Here is a 17,805-nt window from a genome sequence, read left to right as displayed (position 1 = left end):
ATAATCATTCATGACAATACCAAAGCGGAAAACGCTTCAATAACAGGAGAATGATAGCTATGAATCCAAGACGTGTATTACTGAAATTAAGCGGTGAAGCCCTTGCCGGACCGAATAAAACAGGCTTCGATGAAGAGACTGTGAAGGAAGTAGCGCGGCAGGTTAAGATATCCGTGGATGCCGGTGTCGAGGTAGGCATCGTCATTGGCGGAGGCAACTTCTGGAGGGGAAGGACGAGCAATGCCATCGACCGTACCAAGGCAGACCAGATCGGGATGCTTGCCACGGTTATGAACTGCATCTATGTATCTGAGATCTTCCGGTGTGCCGGGATGACGACTCAGATTCTGACACCGTTTGAGTGCGGCTCCATGACAAAGCTTTTTTCCAAGGACAGAGCAAACAAGTATTTTGAAAAGGGAATGGTGGTCTTTTTTGCAGGCGGTACCGGCCATCCTTACTTTTCTACCGATACCGGAATCGCTCTTCGGGCTATCGAGATGGAAGCGGACTGCATCCTTCTTGCTAAAGCGATTGACGGCGTTTACGACAGCGATCCGAAGATCAATCCGGAAGCGAAGAAATACGATGAGATATCCATACAGGAAGTGATTGATAAGCAGCTGGGTGTGATTGATCTGACAGCCTCCATCATGTGTATGGAGAACCGCATGCCATTAGCGGTATTCAGTCTGAATGAAAAAGACAGCATTGCTGACGCGATGCAGGGGAAAATAAACGGCACAATTGTGACCGCATAAACTAGGAGGACAATATGCAGGAGAGTTTACAGGTTTACGAGGACAAGATGAATAAGACATTAGAGGTGCTGGAGAGCGACTATATGACGATCCGCGCAGGACGTGCAAACCCGCATGTGCTTGATAAAATCAAGGTGGATTATTACGGAACTCCCACTCCGCTTCAGCAGGTGGGCAACATCAATGTTCCGGAAGCCCGCATGATTATTATTCAGCCATGGGAAAAGAGCCTCTTAAAGGCGATTGAAAAAGCCATTCTGACTTCTGATCTGGGCATCAACCCGACCAACGACGGCAGCGTTATCCGCCTCGTTTTCCCGGAACTGACCGAGGAACGCAGAAAAGAACTGGTGAAGGACGTCAAGAAGAAAGGTGAGGCAGCGAAGGTTGCTGTTCGCAATATCCGCCGTGACGGCAATGATTACTTTAAGAAACTGCAGAAGGCAGATGAGATTTCTGAGGACGACTTAGCAGAGGCGGAGGAAGATATTCAGAAATTAACGGATAAGATGATTGGGAAGATCGATAAAGCGATCGAAGCGAAGTCAAAGGAACTTCTTACCGTATAACAGATAGAACCGGGGCAGGCATGATTCCGCCGCACGCAAGTGAGGGGGATTTTCAAAGTGCCTGTCCTGTTTATGTTTCATACCATTCCGGCTGTTGTGCGATTCGGGATTACCTGTGGAGCCGGAGTGCGGATTGGAAGGAAGAAGGAGAAAATAATGGAAGTGAATATAGATAATATGGTAATTCCGGACCATGTCGCCATCATTTTAGACGGCAACGGACGCTGGGCGAAGAAACGCGGCCTGCCCAGAAGCATGGGCCATAAGGAAGGCTGTGTGGTGGTGGAACGTACCGTTGAGGATGCGGCCAGAATTGGAATCAAGTATCTGACTGTCTACGGCTTTTCCACAGAGAACTGGAAGCGTTCCGGTGAGGAAGTGGGAGCGCTGATGCAGCTGTTCCGCTACTATATGGTAAGACTCTTAAAGATCGCCAAGACGAACAATGTCCGTGTGCGGATGATCGGTGAGCGAAGCCGTTTCGATCAGGATATCATCGACGGCATTAACCGGCTGGAGAGAGAGACTGAGAATAATACGGGACTGACCTTCGTGATCGCCGTTAATTACGGCGGCCGGGACGAGATCGTGCGGGCGGCCAGAAAGATTATGAAAGATACGGCAGATGGGAAGATTACTCCGGATCAGATGGATGAGGCAGTGTTCTCCTCTTATCTCGATACGGCGGAGATTCCGGATCCGGATCTTTTGATCCGTACCAGCGGGGAACTGCGCCTGTCCAACTACCTGCTGTGGCAGCTGGCTTATACGGAGCTGTATGTGACGGACTGCTATTGGCCTGATTTCAATAAAGAAGAACTGAAAAAGGCGATTGCTGCGTACAATAGTAGAGACAGAAGATTTGGAGGAGTGAAATAGTCCGAAGGGAGGAAGCGCGATGTTTACAACCAGATTGATTAGCGGAATTGTCCTGGTTCTGATCGCCCTTGTCGTTGTGGGAAGCGGGGGAATGATTCTTTTTGCTGCGACCGTGGCCATTTCCATGATAGGGTTGTTTGAATTATATCGTGTTATGAAGATACAGAAGAATGTGATCGGAGTTATGGGATATCTGACTGTGGTATCCTATTATGGGCTTTTGTGGTTCCACGGAGAGCAGTACATGATGCTGATGTCCATCGCATTTCTTATGATACTGATGACCATCTATGTCTTTACGTTCCCCAAATATAAGACGGAGGAAGTGACGGTAGCGTTCTTCGGCGTCTTTTATGTGGCGGTTATGCTGTCTTATCTGTACCAGGTTCGTGTAATGGCGGATGGAAAGTATCTGGTCTGGCTGATCTTTTTGAGCTCCTGGGGCTGCGACACCTGCGCATACTGCGTAGGAATGCTGATCGGCAGGCATAAACTGGCGCCGGTTTTGAGCCCCAAGAAATCAATTGAGGGGGCAGTCGGAGGCGTGGCGGGAGCAGCGCTTCTGGGATTCCTTTACGCGACAGTGTTCGGCGCCTCCATGGCGGAAGTGCAGAACCCTCAAGTGGCCTGCGCGCTGGCCTGTGCCATTGCGGCGGTGATTTCCCAGATCGGCGACCTGGCGGCATCTGCGATAAAACGCAATCATCAGGTGAAGGATTACGGCCATCTGATTCCGGGACACGGCGGCATTCTGGACCGGTTTGACAGTATGCTGTTTACGGCGCCGGCCATATTCTTTGCAGTGACTTTTCTGCGATAAGATAATACGAAACAGGTATGATGCGAATACGATAAAAGGAGCGAAACAGCGGCATGAAAAAGATTGCAGTTCTGGGTTCAACCGGTTCGATCGGAACACAGACTCTGGAAGTGGTAAGAGCTCAGAAGGATATAGAAGTAACCGCTCTGGCGGCCGGAAGTAATATCACGCGTCTGGAAGAACAGATCCGGGAATTTCATCCGGAGATCGTCTGCGTGTGGGAAGAAGAAAGGGCGAAGGAGCTTGCCCTGGCGGTTAAGGATATGCCGGTAAAGGTCGTATACGGGATGGAAGGACTCATCGAAGCGGCTGTGGATACGGAAGCGGAGATCGTGGTGACGGCTATCGTAGGCATGATCGGTATACGGCCTACCATCGCGGCCATGGAGGCGGGAAAGGATATTGCGCTCGCCAACAAGGAGACACTGGTGACAGCCGGCCATATTATTATGCCTCTGGCAAAGGAAAAGGGTGTAAAGATTTTACCTGTAGACAGTGAGCACAGCGCTATTTTTCAGAGCCTGAACGGGGAAGATAAAAAAGCGGTACATAAGATCCTCTTAACCGCGTCGGGCGGACCGTTTCGTGGAAAGACGAGAGAGGAACTGAAAATGGTGCGCCTTGAGGATGCCTTAAAGCACCCTAACTGGTCGATGGGAAGAAAAATCACCATTGATTCCTCCACAATGGTCAACAAGGGCCTGGAGGTGATGGAGGCGCACTGGTTATTTGACGTCTCCATGGATCAGGTGCAGGTTGTGGTTCAGCCTCAGAGTGTCATCCATTCCATGGTGCAGTTCGACGATGGTGCGGTGATTGCGCAGCTGGGAACACCCGATATGAAGCTGCCGATTCAGTATGCTCTTTACTACCCGGAACGCCGTTTCCTGGCGGGAGAGCGGCTGGATTTCTGGAGTATCGGACAGATTACATTTGAAAAGCCGGACATGGAAAATTTTCCGGGGCTTGCCCTGGCTTATGAGGCAGGAAGGATCGGCGGAACCATGCCGACGGTATTCAATGCGGCCAATGAACGGGCCGTTGCAAAATTTTTAAACAGAGAAATTTCTTATCTTACCATCACGGATATGATAGAGGGGGCTATGAAAGGGCATACTGTGAAAGAGAATCCATCAGTAGATGAGATTCTGGAAGCAGAGGCTTCGGCTTATGACTATATAGAAAGCAGGTGGTAGATTGTCCAGCATTATCGTAGCGGTTCTTGTATTTGGACTGATTGTGCTGATTCACGAATTAGGGCACTTTTTATTTGCAAAACTTAACGGCATTTCCGTTGTGGAATTTTCCATTGGTATGGGACCGAGGCTGTTCCATGTCAAAAAAGGGGAGACGACGTACTCCTTAAAGCTGCTGCCGATCGGGGGCTCCTGTATGATGCTCGGTGAGGACGAGGAGAATCCGGCGGAGGGCGCTTTTCAGAATGCAAGCATTCCGGGCAGAATGGCGGTTATCGCGGCCGGTCCGGTCTTTAACTTTATACTCGCTTTTTTCCTGGCACTGATTCTGGTTGGGATGGGCGGATACAATGTCACTCAGATTAAGGAGGTCACGGAAGGCTCGCCGGCTTACGAAGCGGGACTTAAGCCGGGGGATGTGATTACCGGAGTGAATGAGGAGAAGATGACGGTTTACGGAGATTATATCCTTTACCGCATGTTAAAACCGGATGAGAAGATGAGCCGGGTGTCCTATGAGCGGACGGACGCGCAGACTGGCAGAAAAGAGCGGGGCACGGTTCTTGTGACACCGGAGTTTAATGAAGAATACAACCAGTATATGATAGGGATCTCTGTGTCGCCGGTCAATGTCCGGACGTCTTCGTTCCTGGAACTGGTGAAATACGGGGCCTATGAAGTGAAATACGATATCACTGTGACCATCAAGAGTCTCGGTATGCTGTTGTCCGGAAAAGCCAGTGTCAATGACTTAAGCGGTCCGGTGGGAATCGTGGTTATGATCGATGATTCCGTAAAGGCAGGGCTGACGGTAAGCGTGATGGCAGCCATCATGAATGTGCTCAGCATGTGCATTCTTCTGAGTGCGAATCTGGGGATTATGAACCTTCTTCCGATTCCGGCGCTTGACGGAGGAAGACTTGTATTTTTAGTGATAGAAGCGGTTCGCGGTAAACGAATGGATCCGGAAAAAGAAGGCATGGTGAATTTAATCGGCATGATGGCGCTTATGGCTCTGATGGTGTTCGTTGTATTTAATGATATCAGCCGCTTTACGTAACAGCGGCATGGAAAAGGAAAACGAAAAAAACAGTATACCGATGGAGGAAAGAGCGATGACGGACAGAAAACAGACGAAGACGGTTTCGATCGGAAACCGGAAGATTGGGGGAGGAAATCCCATTCTGATCCAGTCCATGTGCAATACAAAGACGGAGGATGCCGAAGCCACGGTGGCCCAGATTCTGGCGCTGGAGGAGGCGGGCTGCGATATTATCCGCGTGGCCGTACCGACCATGGAAGCGGCCGGGGCGCTGAAAGAGATCAAAAGGCAGATTCATATTCCGCTGGTGGCGGATATCCATTTCGACTACCGGTTGGCGTTGGCTGCGATTGAGAACGGTGCGGATAAGATCCGGATTAATCCTGGAAATATTGGGAGCGAAGAGCGGGTCAGGGCCGTTGTGGATAAGGCAAAGGAATATGGGATTCCCATCCGGGTCGGCGTAAACAGCGGTTCCCTTGAGAAGGAACTGCTGGAAAAGTATCATGGGGTGACGGCGGAAGGCATTGTAGAGAGCGCTCTTATGAAGGTGCGCATGATCGAGGCGATGGGATACGACAATCTGGTGATCAGCATTAAGTCCTCCGATGTGCTGATGTGCATCAAGGCCCATGAACTGATTGCGGAACAGACTGCTTATCCACTTCATGTGGGGATCACCGAGGCGGGAACTGTGCGCTCGGGAACGATTAAATCTTCTGTCGGGCTGGGAATTATCCTGCATCAGGGAATCGGTGATACGATCCGGGTTTCCCTGACCGGAGATCCGGTGGAAGAGGTGATGACTGCAAAGCAGATTCTAAAGACGCTGGGTCTACGAAAGGGCGGAGTGGAGGTGGTCTCCTGTCCGACCTGCGGCCGGACCAGAATTGATCTTATATCCCTTGCGAACCGGGTGGAAGCCATGGTGACGGAGTTCGACCATCTCGACGTCAAGGTAGCCGTTATGGGCTGCGTGGTCAATGGTCCGGGGGAGGCGAAGGAAGCGGATCTCGGCGTTGCCGGAGGAATCGGTGAAGGCCTTCTCTTCCGTAAGGGGGAGATTATCCGGAAAGTCCCTGAAGAGAGCTTACTCGACGCTTTGAGAGAAGAGCTGATAAAGCTGGGATGAAAGCAGAACGTTTGGCAGAAAGCAACAGGTGATTGAATGACAAAAGCATTTTTGGATGTATTTCCAAATCTGAATATCACGGATGAACTGCGGGAGCTTTTAAATCTGGTGGAAGTTGAGAAGGTCACTTCCACCAGGGATAGAAGCTCTATTCGCGTTTATATCGTGAGCCCCAGACTGATCCACAAACAGAATATCTACGGACTGGAGAAGGGCATTAAGGACCAGCTCTTTCCCTCCAAACAGGTATCGATTAAAATTATCGAGAAATTCCGCCTGTCCGGTCAGTACACGCCGGAGAAGCTGTTAGCCGTGTACCGGGACAGCATCCTGATGGAGCTTAAGAATTACAGCATCATTGAGTATAATATTTTCCGGAAGACGGAGTATGAGTTTCCTGAGCCGGATCTGCTGAAAATGACGGTGGAAGACACCATTGTTACCCATGAAAAGGAAGCCGAGCTAAAGCGCGTCCTGGAGAAGATCTTTTTCGAGCGCTGCGGTCTTCCGATTGAGGTGCGCTACGAGTACGTGGAGCCGAAGGAGAATGCGCTGGCGAAGCAGAAGGAGCTTCAGATGCAGCGTGAGGTGGAAGAGATCGTCAGCAGGACCTCCCTGGCTGCCGTCTTAAACGAGGAGCAGGCGCTGCCGAAAACAGGAACGGAGGACGGCTATGGCGGCCCCTCCATGGCGGATGCAGCTTCTTTAGAGGCGCTGGCTGCCGGATATTCGGCGGAAGTGCCCTTCGATGAGGGGCCGGCCCGGCAGGGGGCTGCGGATAACGGGGAGATTCCTCCTCGCCGTTTGGCGGAAAATGGCGGAGCAGGGGCTCCGGTTCTGCGTATGGGCGGCAAAAAGGATGAGAACAAACGGGATAAAAACGGAGATAACGGAAAGAAAGAACAGAAGAAAGACTATAAGGACTATAAGAAAAACGGCGGCTATGGCGGCTACGGCGGAAAACGTTCGGACAATCCGGACGTGCTCTATGGCCGTGATTTTGAGGGAGAGACGATTGAGATTGAGAAGATCGACGGAGAGATCGGCGAGGTAACCATCCGTGGAAAGATTCTTATGGTGGACAGCCGGGAACTGCGGAGCGGAAAGACGATTATGATCTTCGATATCTCCGACTTTACGGATACGATTACAGTAAAGATGTTTGCAAGAGAAGAGCAGTTAGATGACTTAAAGGCGGCCGTCCAGGCGGGGACGTTTATTAAGATCAAGGGTGTGACGACTATTGACAAGTTTGACGGCGAACTGACCCTGGGCTCTGTGGTGGGTATTAAGAAGTCGGAGGACTTCACGGGCAAGCGGATGGATGGAAGCCTGGAGAAACGGGTGGAGCTCCACTGCCATACGAAGATGAGCGATATGGATGGCGTATCAGAGGTCAAGGATATCGTAAAGCGTGCGAAAAAGTGGGGAATGCCGGCCATTGCCGTCACAGACCACGGGTGCGTCCAGTCCTTCCCGGATGCCAACCACGCCCTGGACAAAGGCGATACCTTTAAGATCCTGTATGGGGTGGAGGGGTATCTCGTTGACGATCTAAAGCTGCTGGTGGATAATCCCAAAGACCAGACCTTTGCAGATACTTACGTGGTTTTCGATATCGAGACCACGGGCTTCAGCCCGGAAAAGAACCGGATCATCGAGATCGGCGCCGTCAAAGTGGTAAACGGAGTGATTACGGACAGATTCAGTACCTTTGTCAATCCGGACGTACCGATTCCCTTTGAGATCGAACAGCTGACCAGCATCAATGACAACATGGTGCTTTCCTATCCGAAGATTGACGTGATTCTGCCGCAGTTTCTGGAGTTCTGCCAGGATTCTGTCCTGGTGGCGCACAACGCCTCCTTCGATGTGAGCTTTATCAACCGAAATGCGGAGATTCTGGGGCTGCCTTTTGAACCTACAGTGCTGGATACGGTGACGCTGGCCCGGTTCCTTCTGCCGAATTTGAACAGATTCAAGCTGGATACCGTCGCCAAGGCGCTGAATATCTCGCTGGCCAACCATCACCGCGCGGTGGATGACGCGGGCTGTACGGCGGAGATATTCGTGAAGTTTGTTCAGATGCTGCGGGAGCGGGGAGTGGAGACGCTGACCGAGTTAAACAGCTTAAAGACAATGACTCCGGAGATGATCAAGAAGCTTCCGACTTACCACGTGATTATCATTGCGACCAATGATGTGGGACGTGTGAATCTCTATAAGCTGATCTCGTGGTCCCATATCGATTATTACGCCAGAAGACCCAGGATTCCCAAGAGCCTGTTAAATCAGAACCGGGAGGGCTTAATCGTGGGATCTGCCTGTGAGGCGGGGGAACTGTATCAGGCACTGCTTCGGGGCGGCTCCAATGCGGAGATCGCCAGACTGGTCCGGTTCTATGACTACCTGGAAATTCAGCCTCTGGGCAACAACAGCTTTATGCTCCGGGATGAAAAGAGCACCGTGAATTCGGAGCAGGATTTGATCGACATTAACAAGAAGATCGTGGAACTGGGAGACCAGTTCGGAAAACCGGTCTGTGCTACCTGCGACGTTCATTTTCTGGACCCGGAGGATGAGGTGTACCGCCGGATTATTATGGCGGGACAGGGATTTAAGGACAGTGATGAACAGGCGCCCCTTTACCTGCGCACGACGGAGGAAATGCTGAAGGAATTCGAGTATCTCGGCCCCAACAAGGCGGAAGAGGTAGTGATCAGGAACACAAGGAAGATCGCCGATATGTGTGAGAAAATCTCTCCGGTGCGCCCTGATAAATGTCCGCCCGTCATTGAAAACTCTGACGGGGATTTGCGGCAGATCTGTTATGATAAGGCTCATGCGATCTACGGTGACAATCTGCCGACGATCGTTACGGAGCGTCTGGAACGTGAATTGAACTCCATCATTTCCAATGGATTCGCGGTTATGTATATCATCGCGCAGAAGCTGGTGTGGAAATCTAACGAGGACGGATATCTGGTTGGTTCCCGTGGTTCGGTCGGCTCTTCTTTTGTTGCCTATATGTCCGGTATTACGGAGGTTAATTCCTTAAGCCCGCATTATTACTGTGCCAGCTGTCATTACTATGATTTCGATTCGGAGGAAGTGAAAAAGTATACCGGTATGGCCGGATGTGACATGCCGGATAAAACCTGTCCAGTCTGCGGCCATCCGCTGACGAAAGACGGTTTCGACATTCCTTTTGAAACGTTCCTGGGATTTAAAGGAGACAAAGAGCCGGATATCGACTTAAACTTCTCCGGTGAGTACCAGAGTAAGGCCCACGACTATACGGAGGTTATCTTCGGCAAAGGCCAGACCTTCCGGGCCGGAACCATCGGTACGCTGGCCGATAAGACGGCATATGGCTATGTGAAGAATTACTATGAGGAACACGGCGTACATAAACGGAACTGTGAGATTAACCGTATCGTCCAGGGCTGTGTCGGGGTGAGAAGAACCACGGGACAGCATCCCGGCGGTATCATCGTGCTTCCCCACGGGGAGGAGATTTATTCCTTCACTCCCGTGCAGAGGCCGGCTAACGATATGACGACCATGACGGTCACTACCCATTTTGATTATCACTCCATCGATCATAACCTGCTGAAACTCGATATACTCGGGCACGATGATCCGACCATGATCCGAATGCTTCAGGACTTAATCGGCTTCGATCCGGTTAAGGATATTCCGCTGGACAGCAGGGAGGTCATGTCCCTGTTTCAGGATACATCGGCTCTGGGGATCACGCCGGAGGATATCGGCGGATGTAAGCTGGGAGCGCTGGGCGTGCCGGAGTTCGGTACGGATTTCGCCATGCAGATGCTTATTGATACCCAGCCCAAGTATTTTTCCGACCTTGTGCGTATCGCCGGTCTGGCTCACGGTACCGATGTGTGGCTGGGAAACGCCCAGACCTTAATTCAGGAGGGGAAGGCGACGATTCAGACGGCGATCTGTACCCGAGACGATATCATGATCTATCTCATTTCCATGGGACTGGAGGAAGGTCTTTCCTTTACGATCATGGAGAGCGTTCGAAAGGGAAAAGGCTTAAAACCGGAATGGGAGGAGGAGATGATCAGCCACGGTGTGCCGGACTGGTACATCTGGTCCTGTAAGAAGATTAAATACATGTTCCCGAAAGCCCATGCGGCCGCCTATGTTATGATGGCGTGGCGTATCGCCTACTGCAAGGTGTTTTATCCGCTGGCGTACTATGCGGCGTTCTTCAGTATCCGGGCGAACGGCTTTTCTTATGAACTGATGTGCCAGGGACGTGATAAGCTGGAGTACTATCTGGCGGACTATAAGAAGCGGATGGATACGCTGTCAAAGAAGGAACAGGATACACTCCGCGATATGAGAATTGTTCAGGAAATGTATGCGAGAGGCTACGATTTTACACCGATCGATATCTATCAGGCAAAGGCCCGTCATTTTCAGATTATCGGCGGGAAGCTGATGCCTTCTCTGAGCAGTATCGACGGTCTCGGTGAGAAAGCGGCCGATGCCGTGGTTGATGCTGTGAAGGACGGAAAGTTCCTGTCAAAGGAAGACTTTAGGAACAGGACGAAGGTCAGTAAAACGGTGTGCGATCTGATGGCAGATCTGGGACTTTTAGGGGAACTGCCGGAGTCGAATCAGCTGTCGCTGTTTGATTTTTAACAGTTTGATTTTTTACCTGAAGAAATGCGCGGGCTGGTCAGAGAGAGGCCATAAGAGTGCAGGACGAAATAAAACGGAGCTGTTCTAAATAATGTTTTTAGAACAGCTCCGTTTATTTGCAGTCTGGCATTCGAAATGAAGTGAAATCTCTAAATACCGAATTCTTTTAACAGCTGCTCCCGGTCTAAACATTATACAAGCGATTTCTAATGGCATTGCAAGCATAAATTCAGCGTTTTGCGGGAATCTTGTTACTGTTTACAGCTAATGTCAGCTGCTTATTGAGAAATAATAATTACGGATCCCATTGACAGAAATAAGAAATCATACTATAATAAATATACCCTATAGGGGTATATAAGAAAGGATGATCTTATGAAAACGGAAGTTTACGATATTGAAGGCATGTCCTGTGCAGCCTGCAGCAGTGCGGTGGAACGGGTCACGAGAAAACTGGAAGGGGTGGAGTCGAGTGACGTGAATTTAACGACAAATAAGATGACCATCACCTATGATGAGACGAAAGTTACTCCGGAGATGATTATGGGGAAGGTGGAGAAAGCCGGATTCGGCGCCTGCCCTCTGGCGGAGGAGAAGGACAGTAAGGCTCAGGAGGAAGAAAACTGGGGGAAGCAGGAGCAGCAGCGCGATACGATGAAGAGACGGCTGATTGTGGCCATTTGCTTTGCGGTTCCTCTTCTGTATATATCCATGGGACACATGCTCCCCTTTGAACTGCCGCTTCCGCACTTCCTCCATATGGACAGCAATCCTCTGAACTATGCGCTGGCGCAGCTGATCCTTACGGTTCCGGTACTGATTGCTGGAAGAAAGTTTTATCTGGTAGGACTGCGGTCGCTGTTCAAGGGCAATCCGAACATGGATTCTCTGGTGGCGATCGGCACCGGAAGTGCGTTTATCTACAGCCTCTGCATGACGGTTACAATTCCATCAAATCCAATGAATGCCCATCATCTCTATTACGAGTCGGCGGCAGTCGTCGTCACACTCGTCATGCTGGGCAAATACATGGAGAGCAGAAGTAAGGGAAAGACCTCCGAGGCGATCAGAAAGCTGATGGAACTGGCCCCGGATACAGCGATTCTCTATGAGGATGGCACGGAACGGGAAGTGGAGACGGCCAGCGTGAGAGTGGGCCAGCATCTCCTGATTAAACCGGGCAGCAGGATACCCCTGGACGGTATTGTGGCAGGCGGCAGCAGCAGTGTGGATGAATCCATGCTGACCGGAGAGAGTATCCCTGTGGAAAAGCAGGCGGGAGATGCTCTGATCGGCGGAAGTATGAATTATAACGGAGCGATGGAGATGGAGGTTACTCATACAGGCGGAGACACCACGCTTTCCAAGATCATTAAGATGATCGAGGACGCGCAGGGAAAAAAGGCGCCGATCTCCAAGCTGGCCGACAAGGTTGCCGGATACTTCGTTCCGACGGTTATGGGCATCGCAGTGGCTGCGGCCCTTCTCTGGTGGCTGTTGGGCGGCAAGGAGCTGTCCTTTGTCTTAACGATCTTTGTGGCAGTTCTGGTTATTGCCTGCCCGTGTGCGCTGGGACTGGCGACGCCGACGGCTATTATGGTCGGAACCGGACTGGGAGCCGGCCATGGAATCTTAATCAAGAGCGGTGAGGCGCTGGAGACTGCCCATAAGGTAGACACGGTTGTATTCGATAAGACTGGTACGATTACAGAGGGGAAACCGAAGGTTACGGATATCGTAGTTCTGGATCAGGCAGAGACTTCGGACGGACTTCTGAAACTGGCGGCCGGGTGTGAGCAGATGTCGGAGCATCCGCTGGGGCAGGCTATCGTCTTGAAGGCCAGAGAACAGGGGCTGGAGCTTGCCATGCCGGAGAAGTTCGAGAGCGTGACGGGGGCGGGAATCATCGCTTCCCTTGGAACGAGTCAGGTGGCCGTAGGCAATGAACGGCTTGTGGAACAGATGAAGGTGTCCATGGGAGATCCTGTAAAGGAGCAGGCTCACCAGATGGCGAATCAGGGAAAGACACCGATGTATCTGATCGCAGACGGGAAGCTGAAGGGCATCATCTGCGTAGCCGATACCATTAAGGAGACCAGCGTGGAGGCAGTGGACCAGTTAAAGCGCCTGGGAATTACAGTCTGCATGCTGACTGGAGATAATCAGAAGACGGCCGATTATATCGGTAAACAGGCCCATATTGATACCGTAATCGCAGAGGTTCTGCCGGAAGACAAGGCCAATGTGGTGGAGTCTCTGCAGAAGCAGGGAAAAACTGTTATGATGGTAGGAGACGGAATCAACGACGCACCGGCGCTGGTATCCGCGGATGTGGGGACGGCCATCGGCTCCGGAAGCGACATCGCCCTGGAATCCGGAGATATTGTACTCATGAAATCCGATTTGCGTGACGTCTATAAGGCGGTGAAATTAAGCCGGCTTACGATACGGAATATCAAACAGAACCTGTTCTGGGCATTTTTCTATAACAGTCTGGGTATCCCTGTGGCCGCAGGTGTGCTATACTTATTTGGAGGCCCGCTGTTAAATCCGATGTTTGCAGGGTTTGCCATGTCTCTCAGTTCGGTCTGCGTGGTGAGCAATGCGCTTCGTTTAAAGACGGTAAAGCTATAAGGGAAAACGAAATGGAGGTATGGTATGGAGGAACGCACGTGTGACTGTGCGGTGAAGCACAAGCACCGCCAGGCTGCGGAGGAAAAAGACTTATTGAACCGCTTAAACCGGATCGAAGGGCAGATCCGCGGTATCAAAAGCATGGTGGAAGACGAGCGGTACTGTGTGGATATCTTAACACAGGTATCTGCGGTTCAGGCGGCACTAAACAGTTTTAATAAGGTGCTGCTGTCGAACCATATCAAGAGCTGTGTCGTGGAGCAGATTCAGGAGGGCAATTTAGAGGCGGTCGATGAGCTGTGCATGACGATACAGAAGGTTATGAAGTGATTTGCATACTGCAATAAAAAAGAAAAGGAGATAAAACTATGAAGACTTATCGCTGTGATGAAATGATGTGTAACGGGTGTGTGTCAAGAATCAACAAAGGACTGGATCACGAGGGAATCGGTCACAAAGTGGATTTGGAGACTAAGACTGTGATGATCGAGGAAGAGAAGGATTGCGACAAAGCAGTGGAAATCCTCGACGATCTGGGCTTTACGGCAGTGGAACAGCAGTAGAATTTTTCCTATATTTTAAAAAATTAAAAAAATTCCAAAATATAGTTGACAATCCATCATTTTTATATTATACTACCAAAGGTATCGAGGCGTGGCTCAGTTTGGTAGAGCGCTGCGTTCGGGACGCAGAGGTCGCAAGTTCGAATCTTGTCGCCTCGACGATTTTTGGTTAACATTCGATACGTGGCCTATTGGTCAAGCGGTCAAGACGCCGCCCTCTCACGGCGGAAACCCGAGTTCGATTCTCGGATAGGTCATAAAAAGCTTTCGGAAAGACAAAATCCGGAAGCTTTTTTGTATCACAGGAAAGTATTCCTGTGATACAAAAAAGCCCTCCGGTAGGATCGCCCTGCGGCGGTACGAAATCATGCCGCTAAAGCGACCCGCCGCAGGCGGAGAATCCTGCTTGCGGGAGTCTTTCATGATATCATGAAAAACAATACAAGTTTCAGGGGGAAGAGGATGCTAAAACCGGTTGATGAGAATTTTAAAAAGTATTGTGTTACAAAGGATGGCAGTTACTTAAAGAAGATCCGCTCCATCGGAGGCGGCAGTGCGGCGCTGACTGCGGCAGGATTTTTGATTGCCGGCATCTGTGTGCTTCTGATTGCGGCCACAAAGGACGTGGTGACTGCGGAAGGCCTGACTCTGTTTGCTGCGGTTGCGGCGGGAAGCGCGCTTTTGGCCATAATCGGAATCTTTATGAGGCGGAGGCGTATCCGTACATATCTGGAGTATTTTTCAAAAAAGAGCGGTTACACACCGGACCAGTTAAAAGAATTTGACCGGGAAGTGCTGGAATCGGACAGCTGCTACGATACTGTTTCCAGGAAACTGGCGAAAAACTCTGCTGCCTTCAGCTGGGTTTTGACAGAACACTGGTTCAAGCAGATGGATCATATCCCGATCAGGATTGAAGATATGGCGGCTGCGTTTTATATGAATGGAATTACATATAAGAAGATTCAGTACGGAAAGAGCATTTTCTTTGTGTTAAAGGATGGCACCATACATGACGTATATAACTGGCAGTACGATAAGGATGGTACCGCACGCATCGTTGAGGAACTCAGAAAGCGGAACCCGCTTCTGATTCCGGCGAAGAGTGTGCGGGCAGGAGAGGAAGTATACAACTGTCTGGAGCAGCCGGAGCGGGTCGCGGAGTTATACCGCAGTGCCAGAGAACGCAGGTCATAGGAGCCTGATGCAACACCTGTCCCAAAGTTTCATATCCTGTAGTATAAGTGTAAAAAAGGAGTCAGCAGTGATATGAAAATATGTTTGGACGCAGGCCATCAGGGCCGGTATAACCAGAGCCCGGCAGATCATCGGTATTACGAGTCTGTCATGGTATGGAAACTGCATCTTCTGCAGAAGAAGTATCTGGAAGAGTATGGAATTGAAGTGATTACCACAAGACGGCGGCAGGATGAAGAAAAGGGCCTTTTTGCCAGAGGTGCCGAGTCGAAAGGCTGTGATCTGTTCCTGTCCGACCATTCCAACGCGGTTGGGACCGGAGTGAATAATCAGGTGGATTATCCGGCCGCCTACTGTGAGATCAATGGAAGCGCAGATGGGATCGGAATGGCCCTGGCGCAGTGTGTGGAAAAGGTGATGAAGACGAAGCAGCCAGCCAGGATTGAGCACAGAAGAGGACAGAACGGGGATTATTACGGAGTGCTCCGCGGAGCGGCCTCTGTGGGGACTCCGGGGTTGATTCTGGAGCATTCCTTTCATACGAACGCGCAGATCGCCGCATGGCTTTTAAAGGACTCGAATCTGGAACGTCTGGCAAAGGCGGAAGCCGATGCCATCGCACTGTATTATGGAATTACTGTACAGGAAAAGAAATCCGGATGGCTGGAGGAGGACGGCGGCTGGCGGTTCTATCTCGGTGATTCGGGAGACTATGTGGCCAATGACTGGTATGAAGACGGTGATCAGTGGTACTGGTTTGACGGCGCGGGCATGATGGTGCACGACACCTGGAAGACCGGATCTGACGGGAAATGGTATTATTTAAAGTCAGACGGCGCCATGGCCAAAGATCAGTGGATTATCTGGAAGGGAGAGCTTTACCGGGTCAGGGAAGACGGTGCCATGTTCGAGGGGACTTTATGCTTGAAGACTGATGAAAAAGGTGCTTTAAAAGAATAGAGTGAGAAAGTAAAGGGAGCTGTGAAGGCTTCCTTTACTTTCCATTTACAATCGAACATATATTCGATACAATAGTATCGAGGTGATGATTGATGGAGCGCACCATATTTCATGTGGATGTGAATTCGGCGTTTCTTTCCTGGGAAGCGGTTTACCGGCTGAAGCATTTAGGCGGCCGCCTGGATTTGAGAACGGTTTCCGCCGCAGTGGGAGGCGATGTGACAAGGCGGCACGGAATTATTCTGGCAAAGTCCATTCCGGCCAGGACATACGGGATCAAGACGGGGGAGACGGTGTGTTCGGCTTTGAAAAAGTGTCCGGAACTGGTATTGGTACCGCCCAACTACAATCTCTATCAGAGATCCAGCGATGCGTTGATCCGGCTCTTAAAGGAGTATACACCGTTAGTAGAACAGTACAGCATCGATGAGGCGTATATGGATATGACGGAGAGCAGAGCTCTGTTTGGGCCGCCGAAGGAGGCCGCAGAAAAGATAAGGGAGAGGATTCTGTGCGAACTGGGATTTACGGTCAACATCGGTGTGGCGAATAATAAACTTCTGGCGAAGATGGCTTCCGATTTTAAGAAGCCGAATCGGGTCCACACGCTGTGGAAGGAGGAGATTCCGATGAAGATGTGGCCGCTTCCCGTGTCGGAACTTTTTTTCATCGGCCGGGCGACTTACCGGAAGCTTAAGGGAATCGGAATTACCACCATCGGTGAACTCGCACGGAGTGATCCGGATATTTTAAGGCGTCATCTGGGAAAACAGGGAGAAGTGATCTGGGGCTTTGCCAACGGCATTGATTTGTCGGCGGTGGAAGCCGAGGCTCCGCCCAACAAAGGATACGGTAATTCCACCACAGTGGCCTTCGACGTCTGTGATGCGGAAACGGCAAAACTCGTTCTCCTGTCTCTGGCGGAGACACTGGGAGCCAGACTCAGGAAGGATGGTGTAAAAGTCGGCGTGGTGGCGGTAGGAATCCGGGACTATCTGTTTGAATACCATTCCCACCAGATCTCTCTGGAGACGTCCACCAGTATTACAAGAGAATTGTATGAAGCGGCCTGCCGGGCCTTTGACGAGGCGTGGGATAAGACGCCGATCCGTCATCTGGGCATTCATACGAGCCGTGTTTCATTGGAGAAATCCAGACAGCTCGGGCTTTTTGACCGCATGGATTACGAAAAGCTGGAGAGAATGGATAAGGCAGTCGATGAAATCCGGAGGCGCTTCGGCAACGATGCTGTAAAACGCGCAGCCTTTCTCCCGGAGCATCCGGGAAAGACAGCCGTACATGATCACATGGGCGGAGGAATTGCGAGGGAGAAGCGCACGGTGGATTACAGCAGACAGGAAGTTCTTTAAAGGAG

At 50.8% G+C, this 17,805-nt stretch carries 14 protein-coding genes and 2 tRNA genes; all 16 read left to right on the top strand.

Annotated features, from left to right (window positions below; genetic code table 11):
• Nucleotides 1–59: 59 nt before the first annotated feature.
• Nucleotides 60–761, top strand: a complete 702-nt coding sequence (pyrH, locus tag NE473_RS02260; RefSeq protein ID WP_022032114.1) for a UMP kinase — start codon at nucleotides 60–62, stop codon at nucleotides 759–761.
• Nucleotides 762–775: 14 nt separating this feature from the next.
• Nucleotides 776–1,330 (top strand): ribosome recycling factor, encoded by a 555-nt coding sequence (frr, locus tag NE473_RS02255; protein WP_006774699.1) that lies wholly within the window; start codon nucleotides 776–778, stop codon nucleotides 1,328–1,330.
• A 39-nt stretch (nucleotides 1,331–1,369) separates the two neighbouring features.
• Nucleotides 1,370–2,209, top strand: coding sequence for an undecaprenyl pyrophosphate synthase (uppS, locus tag NE473_RS02250; protein WP_006774698.1), 840 nt, complete (start codon nucleotides 1,370–1,372; stop codon nucleotides 2,207–2,209).
• A 19-nt stretch (nucleotides 2,210–2,228) separates the two neighbouring features.
• Nucleotides 2,229–3,029, top strand: a complete 801-nt coding sequence (locus NE473_RS02245; protein ID WP_006774697.1) for a phosphatidate cytidylyltransferase — start codon at nucleotides 2,229–2,231, stop codon at nucleotides 3,027–3,029.
• Between the two features lie 53 nt (nucleotides 3,030–3,082).
• A complete protein-coding gene (locus tag NE473_RS02240) occupies nucleotides 3,083–4,225 on the top strand; it encodes a 1-deoxy-D-xylulose-5-phosphate reductoisomerase (protein ID WP_006774696.1) in 1,143 nt (380 codons plus the stop codon).
• A 1-nt stretch (nucleotide 4,226) separates the two neighbouring features.
• Nucleotides 4,227–5,285, top strand: a complete 1,059-nt coding sequence (gene rseP / locus NE473_RS02235) for an RIP metalloprotease RseP (RefSeq protein ID WP_022032116.1) — start codon at nucleotides 4,227–4,229, stop codon at nucleotides 5,283–5,285.
• A gap of 40 nt (nucleotides 5,286–5,325) precedes the next feature.
• The gene (gene ispG, locus NE473_RS02230; protein ID WP_256155007.1) at nucleotides 5,326–6,399 is read left to right on the top strand and encodes a flavodoxin-dependent (E)-4-hydroxy-3-methylbut-2-enyl-diphosphate synthase; all 1,074 of its coding nucleotides are present in this window, start codon (nucleotides 5,326–5,328) and stop codon (nucleotides 6,397–6,399) included.
• A gap of 36 nt (nucleotides 6,400–6,435) precedes the next feature.
• Nucleotides 6,436–11,076 (top strand): PolC-type DNA polymerase III, encoded by a 4,641-nt coding sequence (locus tag NE473_RS02225; RefSeq protein WP_055649483.1) that lies wholly within the window; start codon nucleotides 6,436–6,438, stop codon nucleotides 11,074–11,076.
• A gap of 375 nt (nucleotides 11,077–11,451) precedes the next feature.
• A complete protein-coding gene (locus tag NE473_RS02220; RefSeq protein ID WP_055649482.1) occupies nucleotides 11,452–13,710 on the top strand; it encodes a heavy metal translocating P-type ATPase in 2,259 nt (752 codons plus the stop codon).
• Nucleotides 13,711–13,734: 24 nt separating this feature from the next.
• The gene (locus tag NE473_RS02215; protein WP_055649481.1) at nucleotides 13,735–14,040 is read left to right on the top strand and encodes a metal-sensing transcriptional repressor; all 306 of its coding nucleotides are present in this window, start codon (nucleotides 13,735–13,737) and stop codon (nucleotides 14,038–14,040) included.
• Nucleotides 14,041–14,078: 38 nt separating this feature from the next.
• Nucleotides 14,079–14,273, top strand: a complete 195-nt coding sequence (locus tag NE473_RS02210) for a heavy-metal-associated domain-containing protein (RefSeq protein ID WP_055649480.1) — start codon at nucleotides 14,079–14,081, stop codon at nucleotides 14,271–14,273.
• An 85-nt stretch (nucleotides 14,274–14,358) separates the two neighbouring features.
• Nucleotides 14,359–14,432 (top strand) — tRNA-Pro (locus NE473_RS02205).
• Between the two features lie 26 nt (nucleotides 14,433–14,458).
• A tRNA-Glu gene (locus NE473_RS02200) sits at nucleotides 14,459–14,530 on the top strand.
• A 205-nt stretch (nucleotides 14,531–14,735) separates the two neighbouring features.
• Nucleotides 14,736–15,470, top strand: coding sequence for a hypothetical protein (locus NE473_RS02195; protein ID WP_055649479.1), 735 nt, complete (start codon nucleotides 14,736–14,738; stop codon nucleotides 15,468–15,470).
• A gap of 72 nt (nucleotides 15,471–15,542) precedes the next feature.
• The gene (locus NE473_RS02190) at nucleotides 15,543–16,430 is read left to right on the top strand and encodes an N-acetylmuramoyl-L-alanine amidase (protein WP_055649478.1); all 888 of its coding nucleotides are present in this window, start codon (nucleotides 15,543–15,545) and stop codon (nucleotides 16,428–16,430) included.
• 92 nt (nucleotides 16,431–16,522) lie between these two features.
• Nucleotides 16,523–17,800: a Y-family DNA polymerase gene (locus NE473_RS02185; RefSeq protein WP_055649477.1), complete on the top strand. Its 1,278-nt coding sequence runs from the start codon at nucleotides 16,523–16,525 to the stop codon at nucleotides 17,798–17,800.
• The last annotated feature ends 5 nt before the right edge of the window (nucleotides 17,801–17,805 follow it).

The sequence above is a fragment of the Hungatella sp. SL.1.14 genome, assembly GCF_024460495.1.
In the GTDB taxonomy this organism is placed as follows: domain Bacteria; phylum Bacillota; class Clostridia; order Lachnospirales; family Lachnospiraceae; genus Hungatella; species Hungatella hathewayi.
The sequence above is the reverse complement of the archived record's forward strand: the minus strand, read 5'-3'. Positions and strand labels throughout refer to the sequence as shown.